The sequence below is a fragment of the Marinobacter iranensis genome, from assembly GCF_029207565.1.
GTDB classification, from domain to species: domain Bacteria; phylum Pseudomonadota; class Gammaproteobacteria; order Pseudomonadales; family Oleiphilaceae; genus Marinobacter; species Marinobacter iranensis.
The window spans coordinates 491548-510929 of the sequence record NZ_JANCMW010000002.1; the positions used below are offsets into that span (position 1 = coordinate 491548).

Below are 19382 nucleotides of genomic sequence, written 5' to 3' on the forward strand. Positions count from 1 at the left end.
GGAACGTCAGGCTGCGGCGGTTTCCGCCGCAACGTCCCGGATCTTTCCAACCATGGCGCGAAGGCCGTTACCCCGGGTTGGGGAGATGTGGCGGAACAGGTCCAACTGCTCGAAAAGCTCGTCGATATCCGTGGCCAGCAGATCCCTGGGGGATTTGCCGTTCAGTGCCACCAGGATGATGGCGGCAAGGCCGCGAACAATGATGGCATCGGAATCAATCAGCAGGTACAGCTTGCCGCTTTGTTCATCGTAATAGTGAATCAGCCATACCTGGCTCTGGCAGCCATGCACGTAATTCTCTTCCGTACGCTCGTCATCCGGGAATGGCGGTAGCTGCTTGCCCAGGTCGATGATGAACGCGTAGCGCTCTTCCCAGTCGTCCAGGAATTCGAAGCCATCAACCACGTCTTCCAGGGTTGTGTCTTTGCCCAGCGGGTTGTTGATAAATTCCTGTTCAGAGGCGGTCATTACAGCATCCCCAGTTCAAGCTTGGCTTCGTCGGTGAGCATGTCGTTGTTCCAGGGCGGGTCGAACGTCAGTTCAACCGTTACCTTGTCGACATTGGGCACATGCTCAAGCTTGGTCTTGACGTCTTCAGTGATCACCGGGCCCATGCCGCAACCGGCGGCGGTGAGGGTCATCTTGACGTAAACATGGTTGCCGTCTTCAGTGCCGTTCTGGACTTCGCACTCGTAAATCAGGCCCAGGTCCACCACGTTCACCGGAATCTCCGGGTCGTAACAGTTGCGCATGGCTTCCCAGACCTGGTTTTCGTTCACGGTGCCGTCTTCGGGGGTGTCAAAGCTGCTTTCCAGGGGCTTCTTGCCCAGCGCGTCGGCGTTGTGGCCTTCAATGCGAGCGAGGTTGCCATTCACGGCAACGGTAAAGCTGCCGCCCAATGACTGTGTGATGGTCACGAAGGTATCCGACGGAATCATGATTTCCGTTCCGGTGGGCACCAGTCGTGCCTCCACTTCGCGTTTGGTCAGGACCACTTCCCGTTCTTGCATGCCTTTTGGGGCCTCGTTTTCTCTGTCTTTTGTCGGATTGCGCTTCGCTTAATCCGACCTACATTGGTCAGTCTTGTAGGTCGGATTAGGCGAAGCCGTAATCCGACACTAGGGTTTCAGGCAACGGCTTCAGGCAACCGTAAAACTCTCCCCACAACCGCATTCAGCGGTCGCGTTCGGATTCCGGAACTGGAACAGGGAATTCACCCCTTCCGTCACAAAATCAATCTCAATGCCATTCACCAGCGGCAGGTGTTCTTCCTTCACGAAGACATCCACACCGTCGATGTGAAATACCTTGTCGTCCGTAGCGGCTTCTTCCACCCACTGGGTTTCATACTTGAAGCCCGAACAGCCACTTTTCTTGATGGCCAGGCGGATACCTTTCGCCTCGGGCTTCTTGTCCAGTTGTTTGCGTACGTGTTTCACCGCGGTTGGCGTCATGGTGACGGCCACGGTTGGTGTGAAGACTTCGGCTGTCATGTTTCCACCTCCATCAGGCAAACAGACGCTGAATTTTCTGCAGGGCAGTGAATAATTGTTCCACTTCCTCCAGTGTATTATAAAACGCAAAGGATGCCCTGGCTGTACCGGGAACCCCGTAAAAGTCCATCAACGGCATGGCGCAATGGTGGCCGGTACGGATCGCGATGCCCTGCTGATCCAGCAATGTGCCTATATCACTGGGGTGCAGGCCGGCGATTTTAAAGGACATGACCGGCATTTTGTTGCTGGCGGTACCAATGACTTCCATGCCCGGAACGGTCGCCACCAACTCGTTGGCACGTGTGAGAAGCGCGGCTTCCGCCGCCTCCATGCCCTTGCGGTCCAGGCTCGCCACGTAGTCGATGGCCGCTCCCAGACCAATAGCCTCGGCAACCGGCGGTGTGCCGGCCTCGAATTTGTAGGGCAGCACGTTCCAGGTGGTGCGTTCGAAGGACACCCGCTCGATCATCTCACCGCCGCCCTGGAACGGCGGTATTTCCTCAAGCAACTGGGCCTTGCCGTAAAGCACGCCAACGCCTGTCGGCCCGAACATTTTGTGGGACGAGAACACATAGAAATCACAGCCCAGTGCCTGCACATCCGGCTGGAAGTGCGGTACTGCCTGGGCGCCGTCGATCACGGTAATCACGCCGTGGGCCTTGGCCCGCTCAATCAGCGGGGCAATCGGATTCACCGTGCCCAGTACGTTGGAGACATGAGTCAGTGCCAGTACCCGGGTGCGATCACCAAGCAGACTGTTGAACGAGTCCAGGTCCAACTCACCCTGCGGGGTGACCTGCACGGGAACCACTTTCGCACCCGTGCGTTCGGCCACCATCTGCCAGGGCACGATGTTGGCGTGGTGCTCCATATGGCTGACGAGAATCTCGTCGCCCGGCTTCAGGCGACGGGCCAGGCCGTTGGCCACCACGTTGATGGCTTCGGTGGTGCCCCGCGTCCAGATGATCTCGCGGGTGCTGTCGGCGTTCAGGAAGGCACGAACTTTCTCGCGAGCACCTTCGAATGCGCTGGTAGCACGGTCTCCTAACGTGTGGGCGCCCCGGTGTACGTTGGAGTGCATTTCCCGGTAATAGCGATCCATGGCGTCCAGCACGGCGATGGGCTTCTGTGACGAAGCGCCGTTGTCCAGATACACAAGGGGCTTGCCGTTGATCTGCTGATCAAGGATCGGAAAGTCCCGGCGGATGGCTTCGACGTCAAACGCCGCTGTGCCAGCCTTGTTTGCCATGGAAAGGTCTGTCATAACCGGTCAGGCCTCCTGAAACGTCTGGTCAAAAAAATCATTCAGCCGGAGCTGGGCAGCATCTTTGACTGCCTGAACCGGAATCTGTTCAACAAGTTCGTTAATGAAGGCCATAGTCAAAAGGGTATTGGCCTCTCGGCGCCCGATACCACGGGAAACCAGGTAGAACAGGGATATCTTGTCTAACTGACCAATAGTGGCGCCGTGGGCACACTTGACGTCGTCCGCGTAAATTTCCAGCTCGGGCTTGGTGTCGATCTCGGCACCGGTGGAGAGCAACAGGTTCTTGTTGTTCATGTTCGCGTTCGACTTCTGGGCATCCTCATGAATATGGATGCGACCATTGAACACAGCGTGGGACTCGTCCGCCGCGATGTTGCGATAGGTTTCCTCGCTGTTGCAGTGGGCGGCCACGTGCTCGATGGACGTATGGTTGTCGTAGTGCTGCTTGCCCTGGGTAACAACCACGCCGTTCAATTTGCACTCGCCACCTTCGCCTTCCAGGCGAACCATCAGGTCGTGGCGACGCAGTGGTCCGCCAAAGCCTACACAATGGCTCTCAAAGCGGGAGTTGGAAGCCTGGCGAACACCGGTGGCACCAATATGTTGTACATTCTCGCCTTCCATCACCAACCGCACATTCGTGACCTGGGCTCCGTCTCCCAGTACGAATTCGGTAACGGTATCCACCATGACCGGTTCTGCGCCACTGGAGAGGTATTCCTCTACCACAGTGATCTGGCTGTGACGCGCAGCATCCACGTAGATGCGGGGATAGGCAGAGCCTGAGGCGGTGCCGGTTACTTCGTGCACGATGAACAGCGGCTGGTCGAGAACGGCCTCTTTGTCCAGTTGGATGTACAGGCCGTCTTCAAATCGCGCCGAGTTCAACCTGGCCATTTGTACCGCACGGGTGTCGAGGGTGTTGTCCAGGCGTTCGGCGAGGCCGGCTGCCTCGTCGTCGTCCAGGTCGGCGAAGCGCTGAATGCGGATGCCGTCGAGGTCCGGAAAATCCGAGGCTTCCGGAATCATCACGCCGTTGTGGAAGACCACCCGGTAACCCGGAAGAGAAAGACTAAGGCCGTCCTTGCCGGTCGCGGGCAGGGTTGAGGCCAGTTCGTCAGACAGCTTCAGGTGCCGGCTGGAGTACTTCCAGTTCTCGGTCTTGCGGGTTGGCAATGGCATATCCACCAGTGCCGTACCCCGTTGTTCGCGCAGCTCAAGCAGCGGTGCTGGCAGTGACTGCCCGCCCGGCTCAAGGAAGGCGCTGGAAAGCGTTGGTGCTGGTTTCATTCCACGGCCTCCTTAGCTGGCTGCACTGGGAGTGGCTTCTTCGTCTTTCACGCCGAGCCAGCCGTAACCGCGCTCTTCCAGCTCAAGGGCCAGCTCGCGCCCACCGGACTTGACGATTTTGCCACCGGCAAGAACATGTACGTGGTCCGGCACGATGTGATTCAGCAGCCGCTGGTAGTGAGTCACCATCAGGATGGCGCGGTCTTTCGCACGCAGTGCGTTGACGCCCTTGGAAACCACCTGCAGGGCGTCGATATCAAGCCCTGAGTCGGTCTCATCCAGAATCGCCAGTTTGGGCTGGAGCAACAGGGCCTGGAGAATCTCGTTACGCTTCTTCTCGCCGCCGGAGAAGCCTTCGTTAACCCCGCGCTTGAGGAAGGCGGGATCAAGATCGACCTGCTTTGAAACCTCCTTCGCCAGCTTCATGAACTCAGCCGCGTTCATCTCCGGCTCGCCACGGTGTGTGCGCATGGCGTTAACGGCGGTGCGCAGGAACTGAAGGTTGCTGACACCGGGGATCTCCACCGGATACTGGAACGCCAGGAAAATGCCTTCGCGGGCGCGCTCTTCGGTTTCCAGGTCCAGCAGGTTCTCGCCGTTCAGGGTAATTTCGCCTTCGGTCACCTCAAACGTCTCATTGCCTGCAAGCACCTGGGACAGGGTACTCTTACCTGAGCCATTCGGGCCCATAATGGCATGGACTTCCCCGGCCTTGATTTCCAGGTTGATGCCCTTGAGGATTTCTTCCCCCTCAACGGATGCGTGCAGGTTTTTGATGCTCAGCATTTATGGCTTCTCTCTTCCTGATGTCTGAATTCTTGTGCCTTGGGCTGACTTCCAACTGTGGGGGAGTCAGCCCTCGGGCAGGCCCTTCCGGGATACGCTGTGAATACGTCCATGTACGCTCGACAAAAACATCCATGTTTTTGACGATCCCGGAAGGGCCTGACCGATGGCTTCCGCATACTTTTGTGTTTGCCGTCCGAAGCGAATTAACGTGCTTCGGCAGACTGATCTGTATTCGTGCCCGTTCAAAGTCCGGGTCAGTGATCAGGTTGGCTGTTCCGAAACCCTAAAAAACAAGGATGTTTTTTAGGAGCCTACATGGACGTATTCACGGCGTGTTTCGGAACAGCCAACCTGCTCGCTGACCTCCACCTGAATCGGAGGGGCAGAAGTCAGCAGGCCAGTCAGTTAACCAACAGACCCCTCAAGACTAACCTCAAGCAACTTGCCAGCCTCAACGGCGAACTCCATCGGCAGCTCCTTGAACACCTCTTTACAGAAGCCGTTCACAATCATGGAAACGGCCTGCTCAGGGTCGATACCGCGCTGGCGGCAGAGGAACATCTGCTCATCGCTGACCTTGGAGGTAGTCGCCTCGTGCTCGACGATGGCCGACTTGTTCTTGCTCTCGATGTACGGGAAGGTGTGGGCGCCGCAGCGGTCGCCGATCAGCAGCGAATCACACTGGGTATAGTTGCGCGCACCTTCCGCACCCGGGCCGAACTTCACCAGACCGCGATAGGCGTTGGAGCTTCTACCAGCGGAAATACCCTTGGAGATGATGGTGCTGGAAGTATTCTTGCCCAGGTGAATCATCTTGGTGCCAGTGTCGGCCTGCTGGTAGTTGTTGGTCAGCGCCACCGAGTAGAACTCGCCCACGCTGTTGTCACCACGCAGCACGCAGCTGGGATACTTCCAGGTAACGGCTGAACCGGTCTCGACCTGGGTCCAGGAGATCTTGGAGTTCTTGCCGATGGCGGCGCCACGCTTGGTGACGAAGTTGAAAATGCCGCCCTTGCCGTTCTCGTCGCCCGGATACCAGTTCTGGACGGTGGAATATTTGATCTGCGCATCGTCCAGGGCTACCAGTTCAACCACCGCGGCGTGGAGTTGGTTCTCGTCCCGCATAGGGGCGGTGCAGCCTTCCAGGTAGCTTACGTAGCTGCTGTCTTCGGCAATGATCAGGGTGCGCTCGAACTGGCCGGTGTTGGCCGCGTTGATGCGGAAGTAGGTGGACAATTCCATGGGGCAGCGCACGCCCTTGGGCACGTAAACAAAGGTGCCGTCGGAGAAGACTGCAGAGTTCAGGCCGGCGAAGAAGTTGTCGCCAGCGGGAACCACGGACCCCAAATACTTTTTGACCAGTTCCGGGTAGTCCTGGATGGCCTCGGATATGGAGCAGAAAATCACACCGGCCTTGGCCAGTGGTTCCTTGAAAGTGGTGGCCACGGAAACGGAATCGAATACGGCGTCAACGGCCACACCTGCCAGCTTTTCACGCTCGTGCAGGGGGATGCCCAGTTTCTCGTAGGTTCTGAGCAGTTCCGGGTCCACTTCGTCCAGGCTCTGGGGCATGTCTTCCGGGCGCTTGGGCGCGGAGTAGTAGGAGATCGAGTTGTAGTCGACCTTGGGATAACCCACGTGGGCCCAGTCCGGCTCGTCCATTTCCAGCCAGCGACGGTAGGCTTTCAGGCGCCATTCCAGCATCCATTCCGGCTCTTTCTTGATACCGGAAAGGCGGGCAATGACGTCTTCGTTCAGGCCGGGTTCGAACGTGTCGGATTCGATGTCTGTTACGAAACCGTGTTCGTATTCCCGTTTGATCAGCTCGTTCACCTCTTTGTCGGTGGTCGCCATGATCGTCGCTCCGTATTCTCTCATCTCGGGCCTTGCAGCCCCTGGTGTCGCCGGTAGTCTCGTGCAGGGCTGCCTGGCGGATGTCATAAGTTCAGGTGTTGCAGTGGTCGTCCATCTTGTGGGTACGCCCTGCAATCGGTTTTTGGGTGACGGATTTGGTGTTGCCCGGTTGATAACCAAGGGCAAAATCCGTTTCTTCTGGTGAGCGAGTATACAATACCAGAGTAAAATAGTCAGGTATTAAATTGCGCGTGTCGTGATTATACCTTAATCGGTCGTTGGGGCACTAAGGGGATGGCATCAGGCGGGGCTGGCTCCCAAAACACGCCGTGAACCCATCCATGGGGGCTCGGCATTGCCATCCCTGGCAATGCACGGTTTTGGGAGCCAGCCCCGCCTGATGCCTTCGACTAATTGCTGGTCTCCACAAACTCAAAAGCTGCTACGTAGATGATGGCAGGATTCGGGTCAGGTAACTGAAATCAAGCGAATCAGGCAGCGAGTCGGGTTTGGGGATGCGAGCGATATGGCCGCTACCTGGCGCGTATCCCATTGTCTCACCGTTGTGGTCTTCCATGGTTTCGGCGCTGAACCGCAAGTTGCCGGCTGAGGTGATCAATTCCAGCGAGTCACCGGGGGCGAATTTGTTTTTCACGTCGATGGTCAGCCATCGGTCATCCACGTCAGTGATAGTGCCGACCACCTGCTGAGTGCCGTTCAGGGAGGAGCCCTGTTCGTAGTTCTGGTATTCCTGGGACACGTGGCGGCGGAGGAAGCCTTCGGTGTAGCCGCGGTTTGAGAGGGCTTCCAGTTGGTTCATCAGGTTGATGTCAAAGGATTTGCCTTCTGCGTCGGCGCCATAGGCAAAGGCGGTTTCAAGGTGTTCGGCGGTGCCGGCAGGGGCGAGCAGCTCTGGGGTGTGCATTGGGGCTCCGAAAAGGCCATTGGTTTTGAAGAGTTGGGAGCGACCCATGTTGCCTCATCGGATGGTGTGTTCCCTTGATGCGGCTCAAGGTTGAGTGTGGTTATTTTCGGCTAACATGTGTACGCTGACGTCCGCGGGTGTTCGTTGCCTGCATTGAGATATCAGGAGACAGAAACATGCAATCAGATCCGATGGAGCCCCTCGCAGCGAAGGCCCCGTTCAGTGCGCGAGTGACTTCGTTGATTGCCGGACATCTGGAGCGTGGTCGGGTGGGGGTGGAAGCCGTTGCCTCCCAACTACACATGAGCCGGCATACGCTTCACAAGAGGCTGAAGGAAGAGAATCTGACCTTCGCTGCCCTGCTGGAAGAGATCCGGCGCGAGCGGGCGTTGGCCTACTTGAAGGACCGCAGCAAGTCCCTGGTGGAAATTGCCGAGCAACTGGGTTTTTCGGAGCTCAGTGCGTTCAGTCGCGCGTTCAAGCGCTGGATGGGTAAGTCTCCGGGTGCCTACCGCTCAAGGGCGGCTTAAGGAAGGGGTAGGCAACCGGGGCGGCGAATGCTTGCCCGCCCCGGTATTCCACTACCTGATGATCAGACTTTCTTGAAAATCAGGGTGCCGTTGGTGCCACCGAAGCCGAAGCTGTTGCTCATCACCAGGGGCAGGTCCACGTTGTCCTGCCGTTCCCGTACGATGGGGTAGCCTTCCGCGCCTTCATCCAGATTTTCGATGTTGGCGGACGGTGCAATGAAACCGTCCATCTGCATGATCAGGCTGTATATGGCTTCATGTACGCCGGCCGCACCCAAGGCATGGCCGCACAGGGGCTTGGTTGAGCTCAATGGCGGTATCTTGTCACCAAAGGTTTGCTTCAGCGCTTTCAGCTCGGTCACATCGCCGGCGGGCGTACTGGTGCCGTGGGTGTTGATGTAGCTGATCTCGCCGTCGACGTTCTTCATGGCCTGTTGCATGCAGCGAACAGCACCTTCGCCGCTGGGTGCCACCATGTCGGCGCCGTCAGACGTTGCGCCGAAGCCGACCAGTTCGGCAAGGATGGTGGCGCCACGTGCTTCCGCGTGTTCCAGGGCTTCCAGCACCAATACACCACCACCACCGGAGATTACGAAGCCGTCCCGGTCCTTGTCGTACGTGCGGGAGGCTCTTCCGGGGGTGTCGTTGTACTTGGTGGACAACGCGCCCATGGCGTCAAACATCAGGCTCAGGGTCCAGTGGATATCTTCACCACCACCGGCGAACATCACATCCTGGCGGCCGAGGGCAATCAGGTCGCCAGCGTGGCCGATGGAGTGAGCACTGGTGGCACAAGCTGAGGTAATACCGTAGTTAACGCCGGTAATACCGAAAGCCGTGGCCAGGGAGGCGTTGATGGCGCTGCCCATGGTGCGCGGCACCCGATATGGCCCAACCCGGCGGATGCCCTTGGCGCGATGGGTATCAATCGCATCCATCAACTCCACCGTTGAGGCACCACCGGCGCCCATAATCACGCCGGTTGAGTTGGCGCGGATCTGCTCATCAGTCAGACCGGCCTGCTCAATGGCTTCCTTCATGGCCAGATAGGTATAGCCAGACGCGGGGCACATGAAGCGCATCAGTTTGCGGTCGATCAGCTCTGGCAGGTTCAGGTCGATCCGGCCGCACACATGGCTGCGCAGACCGTTGTCCTTGGCTTCCTGACTGAAGCCGATGCCAGGTATCGAATCCCGCAAAGACCGGGTCACTTCGTCTCGATTGGTTCCGAGGCTGGAGACAATCCCCATGCCTGTAATAACAACACGACGCATTTAATGGCTCCTAAAAGTCATCCGTAGAATTGAACATGCCAACCTTCAGATCTTTGGCGGTGTATATCTCGCGGCCGTCTACTTCCATGCGGGCATCGGCGATTGCCATGGTGAGCTTGCGGCGGATGACCCTTTTGATATCAAGGTGATAGCGCACAAGCTTATTGGTGGGTAGCACCTGGCCGGTAAACTTTACTTCGCCGCAACCAAGCGCGCGGCCCTTGCCTTCGCCCCCAGTGGCCGCCAGGAAAAAGCCCACCAGTTGCCACATGGCATCAAGGCCCAGGCAGCCGGGCATCACAGGGTCATCGACAAAATGAACCTTGAAGAACCACATGTCCGGGTTGATATCGAGCTCGGCCACCATGCTGCCTTTGCCGTAGAGTCCATCGGTTTCGCTGAAATGAGTCACACGGTCCATCATCAGCATTTCGTCGATGGGTAGCCGCATCTTTCCTGGAAAAAGTGTGCCGTGCCCGCAGGCGATCAAATCCGCCTTGTCAAAGTGATCGGGGGTCATAATGCCATTGTCCCTGTTACAAAATGGTTTCTTATACTTTAGCTGTTATTCCGGCTAAGGCTATTGACCATTGGTTGCAGTTTGCATGCGGGGACGACAATTTTGCGGCCGTTCTCATTCGGGGCGGGGCTAACCTTCCCTGCCATCCGGCCGTGGAGATGCCAGTATCCGGGTATAGCGGGCCAGGAAGACACCGAAAGCGAGCACCCATAGGAGGGAGCTTATACCCACACCCGCATGCCAGGGCATGACATCGAAAGCAGTCACTACACGCACAAGTGCCGCCAGGTGAATCATTACAAACGCCGTGACCATGCCTCGTGGCAGAATCAGGGGGCGGCCGGTGTGGCCCAGAGAAACCCGGGCAATAACGCCCAGAATCAGACAGCCAACGGCACCGGTGCCGGCCGCGTGTGTCCAGGCGCTGGCAGGCCAGCCCGCCAGAATGGAACCGGCGAGCAGAAGCAGTGCAACCGGCACCCAGAGAATGGACAGGTGCAGCACCCATAACAGTGGCTCTTTGCGAAACAGCCAGCCTTTCCAGCCAGCAAGCCGGACCACCATCAGTACGGCGGCGGTCATGGCGAGAACGGCTGTCACGGTTTGCCATCCGGACACCAGAGAGGCCACCAGCAGCGCCATGTTGAACAGCACGGCCATGTCCAGGGCCGGAACCGTCCTGACCTGCGAGGCATCCAGCCCCCGTTGACGGAGCCAGCCGGCGGAGAAGGCCGGGGTGATACGGCCGCCAATAATGCTGATCAGCGCCATTGCCATGATCAGGGCGCCATAGCTGAAGGCCGGGTCAAACCGGGTCGCAAAGCCGATCTGCATCAGCCAGAGCAATCCGAGGACCGCCAGGATCATTAATTGCCGTTTCTGTCTGGCATGCCATATGCGCCAGCCGGCATCCAGCATCACCAAAGGCAGGAAGGCGAGATTGACTCCGTGAACCAGCCAATCCGGCAGGCCCGCGCCAAATGCCAGTAACAGCCGCCCTGCAAGCCAGATGCCCCACAACATAACCAGGCGCAGGCCATGGGTCCGTTCGGTTTGGGTCCATACGCAGACGGCGGTCAGCAGAAAGCCGGCGATGGCAGCAGACAGAAAGCCGAACAGCATTTCATGCTGGTGCCAGAACAACCCCGGTATGGCCAGCGGCAACTGAATAGCGCCGCTGACCTGCAGTACCCACACCGGGATAGCAACCATGGCCAGTATGGTCATGGAGAGAAAGAAAATGCGGAACGGGTAGCCGAACAGCTGGCGGATGCTTGCGCCCCCGGCGGTGTCGGTTGTGGGAATAGCCTGCATGACAATGACTCCACTGGCTGCCTGAATATAACGTGTACATTAAATGAATGTTTATAGGAAGAACATACCCATCAGGCGGTACTTTTGCGTACAATGCCGCTATCGATCTGATTCCCAATGGATTAATTTATGAGTGGCTACCTGATTCTGAAAAGTGTCCATATGACCGCCGCCTACCTGACGGTGGTGTTGTTTGCTTTGCGCCTGCTTCTGGATGCCGTGGGAAAGCCCGACTGGCGTAAGACTCCGTTGCGCTGGATTCCCCATGCCAACGACACGGTGCTGCTGGCGGCGGCGATCAGCCTGCTGTTTGTAACGCCCTGGATGCCGTTTGTGCACGGATGGCTGACGGCGAAGATCTTCCTGTTGGTCGGCTACATTGTGGCTGGCGTGTTCGCTATGAAGGAAACCCGTAGCCTACAGGTACGGCTTATTGCTTCAGTATTGGCGCTGGTCCAGATCATGGCCATTTTCCACCTGGCTATGGCCAAACCCTTCTGACCCTTGTGCAGCCGGGGGTCAGCGGCCCCCGGACCTCTCCGATATCTGCTTTGTCAATTCCTGTAGCTGTTCCTGAACCGCTTTCAACTGGCGGGCAATCTCGTCGCGCTCGTCGTGGGCCTGTTGGGCCTGCTTGGCGTTTTGCTCCTCGCTCATTACTTCCAGAATTGCCCCGATCATCATGTTCAGAAATACGAACGCCGTCAGGAAGATGAACGTCAGGTAGTAGATCCAACTGAGCGGGTACTGCTCCATAGTGGCGTACATGACGTCCGTCCAGTCCTCGAACGTGGCTACCCGGAACAGGGTGAGCATGGCGATGGCGACATCGCCCCAAAGATTCTCATCTACGCTCGCGAAGAACATCGAGCCCATGGCGGCATAGATGTAGAAGATAATGAACATCAGCAGGGCGATGTAACCCATCCTGGGAATGGCTTTTAACAGCGAGTTGATCAGGAAGCGCAGTTCCGGCACCACTGAAATCAGCCGCAGCACCCTGAACACCCGCAACAGGCGGCCCAACAGAACGGCGTCGGAGTTGTCCAGCGGGACCAGGCTGCCAACCACCACCAGGGTGTCGAACAGGTTCCAGCCGTCCATCAGAAAGCGTTTCTTGTTGGGGCAGGCGGCAAACCGGAACAGAATTTCTATCAGGAAGAAGATGGTGATGGCATTGTCCATCACACTCAGCGAGCCCTCCACCAGCGAAGGCAGCTCATAGGTTTTGGCGCCAATCGTCAGGGCAGACAGGATGATGATGCCGATAACAACGCTCTGGAATATCCGGCTGGACTCAATGCGGCGCAGTTGCTCGAAGCCGGTTACAGGACTGGGTTGGGGTGACATGGAAAACAACAGCTCCATAAAGATCGCGGAGCCTGAATTCTAAAGGGAGTAGGCCGGGTTGGATAGCGCGAACTGTGTTTCAGGCGCTGGCGAGGATGATTCGCCACTGCTCTTCGGTGACCGGCATGACTGACAGGCGGTTGCCTCGCCTGATCAGCGGCAAGCCCTCCAGGCCCTGCATTGACTTGATGCCGTCCAATGGTATGAGGCGCTCGAGTTTTCTCACGAAAGCCATATCCACCGCCTGCCAGCGAGGATTTTCCCGTGTGCTTTTGGGATCATGATAGGGCGAATCGGCGCGGAACTGGGTGGGGTCCGGGTAACTTGATTTGACGACCCTCACGATCCCGGCAATACCAATATGCCTGCAACTGGAGTGGTACACAAAAACCTCATCGCCCTCCGACATCTCCTTCAGGAAATTGCGCGCCTGGTAATTGCGAACACCGTCCCAGGGAATGATCTGGTTTTCTGCCTTCGCAAAATCATCGATGCTGCATTCAGATGGTTCGGTTTTTACCAGCCACTTGGCCATTGGTGTGCCCCCGGACAATTCAAAGCTAGCATTATAGACAAGAAGCCCCCGTTTCGTAGGGGGCTTCATTGGCAGGGATCAACTTTGAACGGTTAGCCGTGTTTCAGGGGTAGCTGGTCGCCCGTTGATCTGGAGCCGTCACTGGGAGGTTTATTCAGCGGATAGAACAACTGAGGTGAAGCCAGTTCCGGCAAATCGGTCTTGGTTTCCCGGGCAGCCCATTCCACTCTTTCGGCAGTGCGGATGGCATAGTGCATCCAGGCCAGGGCGGCAGCGACAATCACGAACATCAGCATGAAGCTGCTTTGCCAGATTCCGGTGATGTCATTTAGCGCACCAAACATCAACGGTAGCAGGAATCCACCGAAACCGCCGATCATGCCGACAACGCCCCCGACCGCGCCAACATGGCTGGGGTAGTACACCGGAATATGCTTGTACACGGCGGCCTTTCCCAGCGACATAAAGAAGCCAAGCACAAAGGTGAGAACCACGAAGGGAATCACGCCCACCTCCAGGAAGAAGCGGATGTCGCCATCAATGCCGTGTACCACGTATTCGGTCGGTGGATAACTGAGCAGGAAGGTGCAGACCACGGATGCAATAAACGTCCAGTACATGACCCGGCGTGCACCGTAACGATCCGACATCCAGCCACCGAGAATTCGAAACAGGGAGGCGGGGATGGTATAGAGTGCGGCAATCATGCCCGCGGTTTTGATGTTCAGCCCGTAAACCCCGATGAGATAGTGGGGTAGCCACAAAGCCAGGGCTACAAAGGCGCCGAACACAAAGAAGTAATAGAGTGCAAAGCGCCACACCCGAAGGTCCTTCAGTGGCGCCATTTGTTCAAGGAAGGATTGTGATTGCTTGCTGGCGCGCTCCTTCGCCATAGGGTCTTCCTTTGCGAGGAGGATGAATAGCACTCCCATGACTGCCAGCACTGTTGCGTATACCTGTGCGGTGCCCTGCCACCCCAGAGCCACGAGCAGAAAGGGTGCGCCAAAATTGGTGACGGCGGCGCCCACATTGCCGGCTCCGAAGATGCCCAGCGCCGTGCCCTGGCGTTCCCGTTCAAACCAGGCGGCGGTGTAGGTGACGCCAACGATGAATGAGCCGCCGGCAAGGCCTACCCCAAGTGCTCCAACCAACAACATGAGGTAGCTGTTAGCGAAGGTTAGCAGGTAAACACAGGCGGACGTTGTCAGCATCAGCACACTAAAGACCCAACGGCCACCGTAGCGGTCCGTCCATATGCCCAGAAAAAGCCGGCTGATGGAGCCTGTCAGGATCGGTGTCGCCATTAACAGACCCAGTTCGGTATCCGACAGCCCGAATTCCTGGCGAATCCTGATGCCGATGATGGAAAAGATGGTCCAGACCGCAAAGCATAGCGTGAAGGCAAAGGTGGATATACCCAGGGCCCGGTACTGTTGTGGCTTCGTAACACTATTATCCATGATGAATTCCCTCTGGTGGCACAACAATAAAGTCGGCGTCACGGATTCTTGATGTAGGCGTTCTTTCGCAGATAGAACCACCAGTTCACCATCAGGCACACCGCGTAGAACACAGCAAAGCCGTACATGGCCACTTCCGGTGTGCCAGCCTGGATTTCCCGGCCCATCACCCTGGGCGCTATGAAAGCGCCATAGGCAGCGACGGCAGAGGTCCAGCCGAGCACCGGGCCTTTCTGCTGCTGGTCGAAGATCACACCTATGCTGCGGAAGGTGGAGCCATTACCTATCCCACTGGCGGCGAATAGAACGATGAACAGAATCAGGAACAGCGCGAAGTAGCTGTCGGGGTCTGTTGAGTTGTAGGCCAGCATCATCACGTAGCCCGTTGCCACCGAAGCCACCACCATGATCACCGAAATGATCTGGGTGACGATGGAGCCCCCCATCTTGTCGGAGATCCAGCCACCCACAGGGCGTATCAGGGCGCCCACGAAGGGGCCGATCCAGGCCCAGGTGAGAGCGCTGGGAGCATTCGGGTTGGTGACACGGGTGACGGTGCCGTCAGCGGCCACTTCCATCATGTTGCCGAAGATGACGCTGATGGACAGTGGCAGTGCCGCTGAGAAGCCAATGAATGAGCCGAAGGTGAGAATGTACAGCACGGTCATGGACCAGGTGTGCTTGTTACTGAAGATGGCAAACTGCTTCTGGATGTTGGGCTTGATGTCTCCCGGAATCAGGCGCAGGAGAACCAGTGTCAGGGCGATGGTGAGAGGTAACGCTAACCACATATTCAGGATGCCAAGCGCGTAAACCCCGACCAATGAAGTGGCAAGTCCGACTCCGTAAAGACCGATAATCTTGCCGAAAGCTGACACAGGGCTGCCAGGGTTCGGTGTAATGGTGCGCAGATTATTCATGCCCCACCAGCCCGCGAAGGCCAGGGGAACAAGGAACACCAGCCAGATAAAGCCGGCGTTCTGTATCCAGGTGTTGGTGCCAGCTTCGATTCTCCCAATCAATGTGCCACTGGGACTTTGCAGCTCCATCGGCCCACCCACTAATGCGCCAAAGACACCAACGGTCATCACCATGGGAATCAGAATCTGCATGGTGGTGACACCAAAGTTACCCAGCCCGGCGTTCATACCCAGGCCATAACCCTGTTTGCTCTTTGGGTAGAAGGAACTGATGTTGCTCATGGAGCAGGCGAAGTTGCCGCCACCAATACCGGATAGTAGCGCCAGCGCCTGAAAGACGATGAACGGAGTATTCGGGTTCATCAGCGCGATGCCGGTGCCCAGGGCGGGAATCATCAGCAGGGCGGTGGTCAGGAAAACGGTATTGCGGCCACCGGCAATCTTGATCATGAACGATGCCGGGATCCGCAAGGTGGCACCGGAAAGCCCGGCAATGGCGCTTAGCGTGAACAGCTGGGATATGGTGAATGGAAAGCCCAGGTTCTGCATCTGGGTGGTGATCATCCCCCACATCAGCCAGATGGCAAACCCCATCAGTAGGCTGGGGATGGAAATCCACAGGTTGCGGGACGCAATGCGCTTGCCTTCCTGTTCCCAGAACTCCTCGTTCTCGACATCCCAATGTTCGATGTCGGCGTTGGTTTTGGCCATGATAACTGCTCCTTTAGTTGCTGACCCAAGGCCACGGCGATGGTGACTTGAGGGCTATTGGAGCCATTCTGCAAACGGAGGACGGGATCTGATCGTGATAAATGTCAAGGACAGGGAAGACCGGCTGGTTCTCGTTTTTCAGACGCGCGGCCGGATGATGGAAATGTTCTTATAACCTATTTAAATCATAAAGTTACAATGGTTATACGCCTAATGGAGTAGTTTCGTGGAAATCTGGTGCAATAGGGGTAGCCAATCATTTCCGATGGTGGAGGGCTTGGCTTGTCCAAGGTCATTGGCTGTTCTTGACCATGTAGGCTGGCTCGGCTAATACAAAAAGACCACGTTAGGATGTGAGGGGTAGGCCATGATGATATCGCAATTACTGCAATTGCCCTTTTCCGGCAACGGAGTGTGGCTGGAGCTCAAACGCCGGAATTTTTCGATTCCTTTCCTGGCATGGGTGGTGGTTGTGCCTATGTCGTTTCTGCCCCCTGTGTTGCTCTATTACGCGGGCACCCATTATGGCGACGCTTTTCTGGCCGGGTTTGCTGACAAGGAATGGCGATTCATAACGACCATCCTGTTCCTGGCGGAATTGCTGACGTTTTTCGTTATGGGCTGGCTTATTCGTGCGGTTCTGGACGGGCACAATATGGAGATCAGCTATCAGGACTCCTATCTGTTAGCCACAATTGCACCCATACCCTTGTGGTTGTCTGCTCTGGCGCTGCTAGTGCCGATATTGGCGGTGAGTGTGATGGCTGTAGCAGTGGGCATGTTCCTCTCCTGCGCCCTTATCTATCAAGGGATTCGTTCCCTGTGCCACCGTTCTGACAACGATGTCGTTGCCATGTCCGCTACCTACACGGTGATGGCGGCATCGTTGCTGGCCTGGGGTATCCTGATGGCGATGGTTTGGGCCTATTGATCAGACCGGGTAGGGGAGCACTCCATAGTAAACCGCACTAAAGTGAAGGGCGCTGCCGCCAATCACAAACAGATGCCATACCGCATGCATATAGGGAATGCGGTCGGCCAGGTAGAAACCAACGCCGGCGGTATACACCACCCCGCCAGCAATGGTCAGGTAAAGCGCGGTTTCACTAAGGTTGGCTATCAGGTCCGATGAGGCAAAAATAATCAGCCAGCCCATGGCAATATAGATGCCCACCCGAGCGAGCTTGAAGCGGTTCTTGAAGATAACCTTCAGTACCACGCCGGTGATGGCCAGGGACCAGATGATGGCAAACAGGGTCCAGCCTGTGGCGCCGCGCATGTTGACCAGCAGGAACGGCGTATAGGTGCCGGCTATCAGCAAAAAGATGGCACAGTGGTCCAGGGTTTTGAACAGCGCACGCAACTGTGGATGTCGCGCACCATGGTAAAGCGCTGACGCCAGGTAGAGTAGTACCAGCGAAGCACCGAATATGCTGAAGCTGACAATCTTCCACACGTCCCCCATGTGGCTCGCCGCTACGATCAATACAACCGTGCCTATTACGCTGAGAACAGCGCCTAGCCCATGGGTAGCGATGTTCAGCCATTCCTCAATTCGGTGGTGAACGGATTCTGTTGACGGGGGATTGGTTTGCATCACTTTCCGGGCTGGGTCTGTCATGCCACTACGGTACTTCAGCGTACAGGTGTACGCAATGGCTAGAATATGACGTGGTTATAATATCGATCAGAAAAACTGAACAAGCTGACTGAAATCTTCCGGTTTTGCGATGCTTGTTCAGACGGTAGCCTAAACACATTACTTAGTTGCAAACCAGCTGTCTGCAAACATAAAGGAGCGTGAACTATGGCGAAGGTACTTGTTCTTTATTATTCCATGTATGGTCACATCGAAACCATGGCAAACACAGTGGCGGAAGGTGTCAGGGAAGTCAGCGGTGCAGACGTCACCATCAAGCGTGTGCCCGAAACCATGTCTGATCAGGCATTCCTGGGAGCGGGCGGTAAATCTGATCAGGCGGCTTCCGTCGCCAACCCTAAAGAGCTTCCGGAATACGACGCCGTTATTTTCGGCACACCGACACGATTCGGTAATATGTCCGGGCAGATGCGTACGTTCCTGGATCAAACCGGTGGACTATGGGCGGAGGGCAAACTCCATGGCAAGCTGGCCAGTGTGTTTGCCTCAACCGGCACCGGTGGCGGCCAGGAGCATACCATCAGTTCATTCTGGACCACCCTGGCTCACCACGGCATGGTGATTGTGCCGCTCGGCTACGGTATTCCGGAGTTTTTTGATGTGTCGGAGGTAAGCGGCGGTACCCCCTACGGGGCCTCTACGATCGCCGGTAGTGACGGGTCACGCCAGCCCAGTGAGAAGGAACTGAAAATCGCCCGTTACCAGGGCAGGCATGTTGCGGAATTGGCGGTGAAACTGTTCGGCTGATATTCGATCGCTCAACCGTTACCGGTGGCCTTCTTCAGCCTGGAGAAGGTCGCCGGGACCACGCCCAGCCAGGACGCCAGTTGATTGTCCGGAACCCGCTTGATCAGCTCGGGATACTCCTCCAGCAATAGTCCGTACCTCTCCTTTGCAGGCATTGTGTGTTTTCGAAACTCCCGCATACTGGTCAGCTCCGCGACTTCCTCCGTCAGCACAATGGCGAACTTCTCCCATGCACCACCCCCGCGTGCCTGCACAGTTGCCCGGAACGCCGAAAAATCGGCCACCCAGAGAGTCGCAGGGGTTACCGATGTCAGACACAGGGTATTCCGTGACGTTCTGCTACGGCCGAAAACCGGCCAGATCAGGTCCCCTTCGGTGAAAAAATGGTGAATAGCTACCTTGCCCGTCGGTGACTCCCGAAACAGCCGTAGTACCCCGTGTTGTATCAGGTACACATTGCCCCACGGCCGGTTATGGCGTTCCAGGTTGGTTTCAGCTTCGATCCGGCATTTCTGGAACAGCTCGCCAAGTTTGTTCAGAAAGCGTTGGTCTGGATGGTCGCTTTCGTTGTTCAGGTGAATGCCAAAGCAGTGGCTGAGCCCGCTGAGTAACGCGTGGGACTCCGGCGCGGGCTCATGCCAGATGATATCTCGGTTTTTTTCCGCCAGCAGGCATGGTGATGAAGATGTGTTGGCAATCGGTTCATGTTTCATGGGCGCATCCCAGGGAAGTCATTAAGC

At 56.9% G+C, this 19382-nt stretch carries 20 protein-coding genes and 1 pseudogene; 4 read left to right on the forward strand and 17 right to left on the reverse strand.

The window, feature by feature from the left end:
• Positions 1-6: 6 nt before the first annotated feature.
• The 8 genes and pseudogenes from NLU14_RS05525 to NLU14_RS05560 all read right to left on the reverse strand — a co-directional run.
• The gene (locus tag NLU14_RS05525; protein WP_275705176.1) at positions 7-468 is read right to left on the reverse strand and encodes a SufE family protein; all 462 of its coding nucleotides are present in this window, start codon (positions 466-468) and stop codon (positions 7-9) included.
• Positions 468-1010, reverse strand: a complete 543-nt coding sequence (gene sufT, locus NLU14_RS05530; protein WP_275705177.1) for a putative Fe-S cluster assembly protein SufT — start codon at positions 1008-1010, stop codon at positions 468-470. Before sufT ends, NLU14_RS05525 begins: the two co-directional genes overlap by 1 nt.
• Before the next feature lie 129 nt (positions 1011-1139).
• Positions 1140-1493, reverse strand: a complete 354-nt coding sequence (locus NLU14_RS05535) for a HesB/IscA family protein (protein WP_275705178.1) — start codon at positions 1491-1493, stop codon at positions 1140-1142.
• 13 nt (positions 1494-1506) lie between these two features.
• Positions 1507-2760 (reverse strand): aminotransferase class V-fold PLP-dependent enzyme, encoded by a 1254-nt coding sequence (locus NLU14_RS05540; RefSeq protein WP_275705179.1) that lies wholly within the window; start codon positions 2758-2760, stop codon positions 1507-1509.
• A gap of 6 nt (positions 2761-2766) precedes the next feature.
• A complete protein-coding gene (gene sufD, locus NLU14_RS05545; protein WP_275705181.1) occupies positions 2767-4053 on the reverse strand; it encodes a Fe-S cluster assembly protein SufD in 1287 nt (428 codons plus the stop codon).
• 12 nt (positions 4054-4065) lie between these two features.
• A complete protein-coding gene (sufC, locus tag NLU14_RS05550) occupies positions 4066-4839 on the reverse strand; it encodes a Fe-S cluster assembly ATPase SufC (protein ID WP_275705182.1) in 774 nt (257 codons plus the stop codon).
• Positions 4840-5247: 408 nt separating this feature from the next.
• Positions 5248-6696, reverse strand: a complete 1449-nt coding sequence (gene sufB / locus NLU14_RS05555) for a Fe-S cluster assembly protein SufB (RefSeq protein ID WP_275705183.1) — start codon at positions 6694-6696, stop codon at positions 5248-5250.
• A 442-nt stretch (positions 6697-7138) separates the two neighbouring features.
• A pseudogene (locus tag NLU14_RS05560) lies at positions 7139-7543 on the reverse strand (U32 family peptidase C-terminal domain-containing protein); the annotation flags it as partial.
• 254 nt (positions 7544-7797) lie between these two features.
• On the opposite strand from NLU14_RS05560, the gene NLU14_RS05565 reads away from it, so the two are divergent.
• Positions 7798-8151, forward strand: a complete 354-nt coding sequence (locus tag NLU14_RS05565; RefSeq protein ID WP_275705185.1) for a helix-turn-helix transcriptional regulator — start codon at positions 7798-7800, stop codon at positions 8149-8151.
• Positions 8152-8213: 62 nt separating this feature from the next.
• Here NLU14_RS05565 and fabB read toward each other — a convergent pair whose 3' ends face one another.
• The 3 genes from fabB to NLU14_RS05580 all read right to left on the reverse strand — a co-directional run bounded on the left by fabB (position 8214) and on the right by NLU14_RS05580 (position 11259).
• Positions 8214-9425, reverse strand: a complete 1212-nt coding sequence (gene fabB / locus NLU14_RS05570; RefSeq protein WP_275705187.1) for a beta-ketoacyl-ACP synthase I — start codon at positions 9423-9425, stop codon at positions 8214-8216.
• A gap of 10 nt (positions 9426-9435) precedes the next feature.
• Positions 9436-9945, reverse strand: coding sequence for a bifunctional 3-hydroxydecanoyl-ACP dehydratase/trans-2-decenoyl-ACP isomerase (gene fabA, locus NLU14_RS05575; protein ID WP_275705189.1), 510 nt, complete (start codon positions 9943-9945; stop codon positions 9436-9438).
• 129 nt (positions 9946-10074) lie between these two features.
• Positions 10075-11259 carry an NnrS family protein gene (locus NLU14_RS05580; protein ID WP_275705190.1) on the reverse strand — a complete coding sequence of 395 codons (1185 nt, stop codon included), beginning with the start codon at positions 11257-11259 and terminating at the stop codon, positions 10075-10077.
• Positions 11260-11388: 129 nt separating this feature from the next.
• Here NLU14_RS05580 and NLU14_RS05585 point away from each other — a divergent pair, with 129 nt between their 5' ends.
• A complete protein-coding gene (locus NLU14_RS05585; protein ID WP_275705191.1) occupies positions 11389-11760 on the forward strand; it encodes a SirB2 family protein in 372 nt (123 codons plus the stop codon).
• Positions 11761-11778: 18 nt separating this feature from the next.
• Here the strand turns inward: NLU14_RS05585 and NLU14_RS05590 are convergent, their stop codons facing one another.
• The 4 genes from NLU14_RS05590 to NLU14_RS05605 all read right to left on the reverse strand — a co-directional run bounded on the left by NLU14_RS05590 (position 11779) and on the right by NLU14_RS05605 (position 16235).
• The gene (locus NLU14_RS05590; RefSeq protein WP_275705192.1) at positions 11779-12609 is read right to left on the reverse strand and encodes an ion transporter; all 831 of its coding nucleotides are present in this window, start codon (positions 12607-12609) and stop codon (positions 11779-11781) included.
• A 79-nt stretch (positions 12610-12688) separates the two neighbouring features.
• Complete coding sequence (locus NLU14_RS05595) at positions 12689-13144, reverse strand: EVE domain-containing protein (protein WP_275705193.1); 456 nt, start codon at positions 13142-13144, stop codon at positions 12689-12691.
• A 92-nt stretch (positions 13145-13236) separates the two neighbouring features.
• The gene (locus NLU14_RS05600) at positions 13237-14607 is read right to left on the reverse strand and encodes an MFS transporter (protein WP_338040784.1); all 1371 of its coding nucleotides are present in this window, start codon (positions 14605-14607) and stop codon (positions 13237-13239) included.
• A gap of 35 nt (positions 14608-14642) precedes the next feature.
• Positions 14643-16235, reverse strand: a complete 1593-nt coding sequence (locus NLU14_RS05605) for an MFS transporter (RefSeq protein WP_275705195.1) — start codon at positions 16233-16235, stop codon at positions 14643-14645.
• A 367-nt stretch (positions 16236-16602) separates the two neighbouring features.
• Here NLU14_RS05605 and NLU14_RS05610 point away from each other — a divergent pair, with 367 nt between their 5' ends.
• Positions 16603-17166: a Yip1 family protein gene (locus NLU14_RS05610; RefSeq protein ID WP_275705196.1), complete on the forward strand. Its 564-nt coding sequence runs from the start codon at positions 16603-16605 to the stop codon at positions 17164-17166.
• On the opposite strand, the gene trhA is transcribed toward NLU14_RS05610, so the two are convergent.
• A complete protein-coding gene (gene trhA, locus NLU14_RS05615; RefSeq protein WP_275705197.1) occupies positions 17167-17832 on the reverse strand; it encodes a PAQR family membrane homeostasis protein TrhA in 666 nt (221 codons plus the stop codon). It abuts the gene before it with no gap.
• A gap of 210 nt (positions 17833-18042) precedes the next feature.
• Between trhA and wrbA the strand changes: the two genes are divergently transcribed.
• Entirely contained in the window at positions 18043-18642 is a 600-nt protein-coding gene (wrbA, locus tag NLU14_RS05620; RefSeq protein WP_275705198.1) for an NAD(P)H:quinone oxidoreductase, read from the forward strand.
• Positions 18643-18653: 11 nt separating this feature from the next.
• Here wrbA and NLU14_RS05625 read toward each other — a convergent pair whose 3' ends face one another.
• Positions 18654-19355, reverse strand: coding sequence for a Crp/Fnr family transcriptional regulator (locus NLU14_RS05625; RefSeq protein ID WP_275705199.1), 702 nt, complete (start codon positions 19353-19355; stop codon positions 18654-18656).
• Positions 19356-19382: the final 27 nt, after the last annotated feature.

Bases quoted from the DNA above. Each gene is read 5' to 3' on its own strand.
- NLU14_RS05525 (WP_275705176.1), bottom strand. From the start codon at position 468: ATGACCGCCTCTGAACAGGAATTTATCAACAACCCGCTGGGCAAAGAC.
- sufT (WP_275705177.1), bottom strand. From the start codon at position 1,010: ATGCAAGAACGGGAAGTGGTCCTGACCAAACGCGAAGTGGAGGCACGA.
- NLU14_RS05535 (WP_275705178.1), bottom strand. From the start codon at position 1,493: ATGACAGCCGAAGTCTTCACACCAACCGTGGCCGTCACCATGACGCCA.
- NLU14_RS05540 (WP_275705179.1), bottom strand. From the start codon at position 2,760: ATGACAGACCTTTCCATGGCAAACAAGGCTGGCACAGCGGCGTTTGAC.
- sufD (WP_275705181.1), bottom strand. From the start codon at position 4,053: ATGAAACCAGCACCAACGCTTTCCAGCGCCTTCCTTGAGCCGGGCGGG.
- sufC (WP_275705182.1), bottom strand. From the start codon at position 4,839: ATGCTGAGCATCAAAAACCTGCACGCATCCGTTGAGGGGGAAGAAATC.
- sufB (WP_275705183.1), bottom strand. From the start codon at position 6,696: ATGGCGACCACCGACAAAGAGGTGAACGAGCTGATCAAACGGGAATAC.
- NLU14_RS05565 (WP_275705185.1), top strand. From the start codon at position 7,798: ATGCAATCAGATCCGATGGAGCCCCTCGCAGCGAAGGCCCCGTTCAGT.
- fabB (WP_275705187.1), bottom strand. From the start codon at position 9,425: ATGCGTCGTGTTGTTATTACAGGCATGGGGATTGTCTCCAGCCTCGGA.
- fabA (WP_275705189.1), bottom strand. From the start codon at position 9,945: ATGACCCCCGATCACTTTGACAAGGCGGATTTGATCGCCTGCGGGCAC.
- NLU14_RS05580 (WP_275705190.1), bottom strand. From the start codon at position 11,259: ATGCAGGCTATTCCCACAACCGACACCGCCGGGGGCGCAAGCATCCGC.
- NLU14_RS05585 (WP_275705191.1), top strand. From the start codon at position 11,389: ATGAGTGGCTACCTGATTCTGAAAAGTGTCCATATGACCGCCGCCTAC.
- NLU14_RS05590 (WP_275705192.1), bottom strand. From the start codon at position 12,609: ATGTCACCCCAACCCAGTCCTGTAACCGGCTTCGAGCAACTGCGCCGC.
- NLU14_RS05595 (WP_275705193.1), bottom strand. From the start codon at position 13,144: ATGGCCAAGTGGCTGGTAAAAACCGAACCATCTGAATGCAGCATCGAT.
- NLU14_RS05605 (WP_275705195.1), bottom strand. From the start codon at position 16,235: ATGGCCAAAACCAACGCCGACATCGAACATTGGGATGTCGAGAACGAG.
- NLU14_RS05610 (WP_275705196.1), top strand. From the start codon at position 16,603: ATGATGATATCGCAATTACTGCAATTGCCCTTTTCCGGCAACGGAGTG.
- trhA (WP_275705197.1), bottom strand. From the start codon at position 17,832: ATGCAAACCAATCCCCCGTCAACAGAATCCGTTCACCACCGAATTGAG.
- wrbA (WP_275705198.1), top strand. From the start codon at position 18,043: ATGGCGAAGGTACTTGTTCTTTATTATTCCATGTATGGTCACATCGAA.
- NLU14_RS05625 (WP_275705199.1), bottom strand. From the start codon at position 19,355: ATGAAACATGAACCGATTGCCAACACATCTTCATCACCATGCCTGCTG.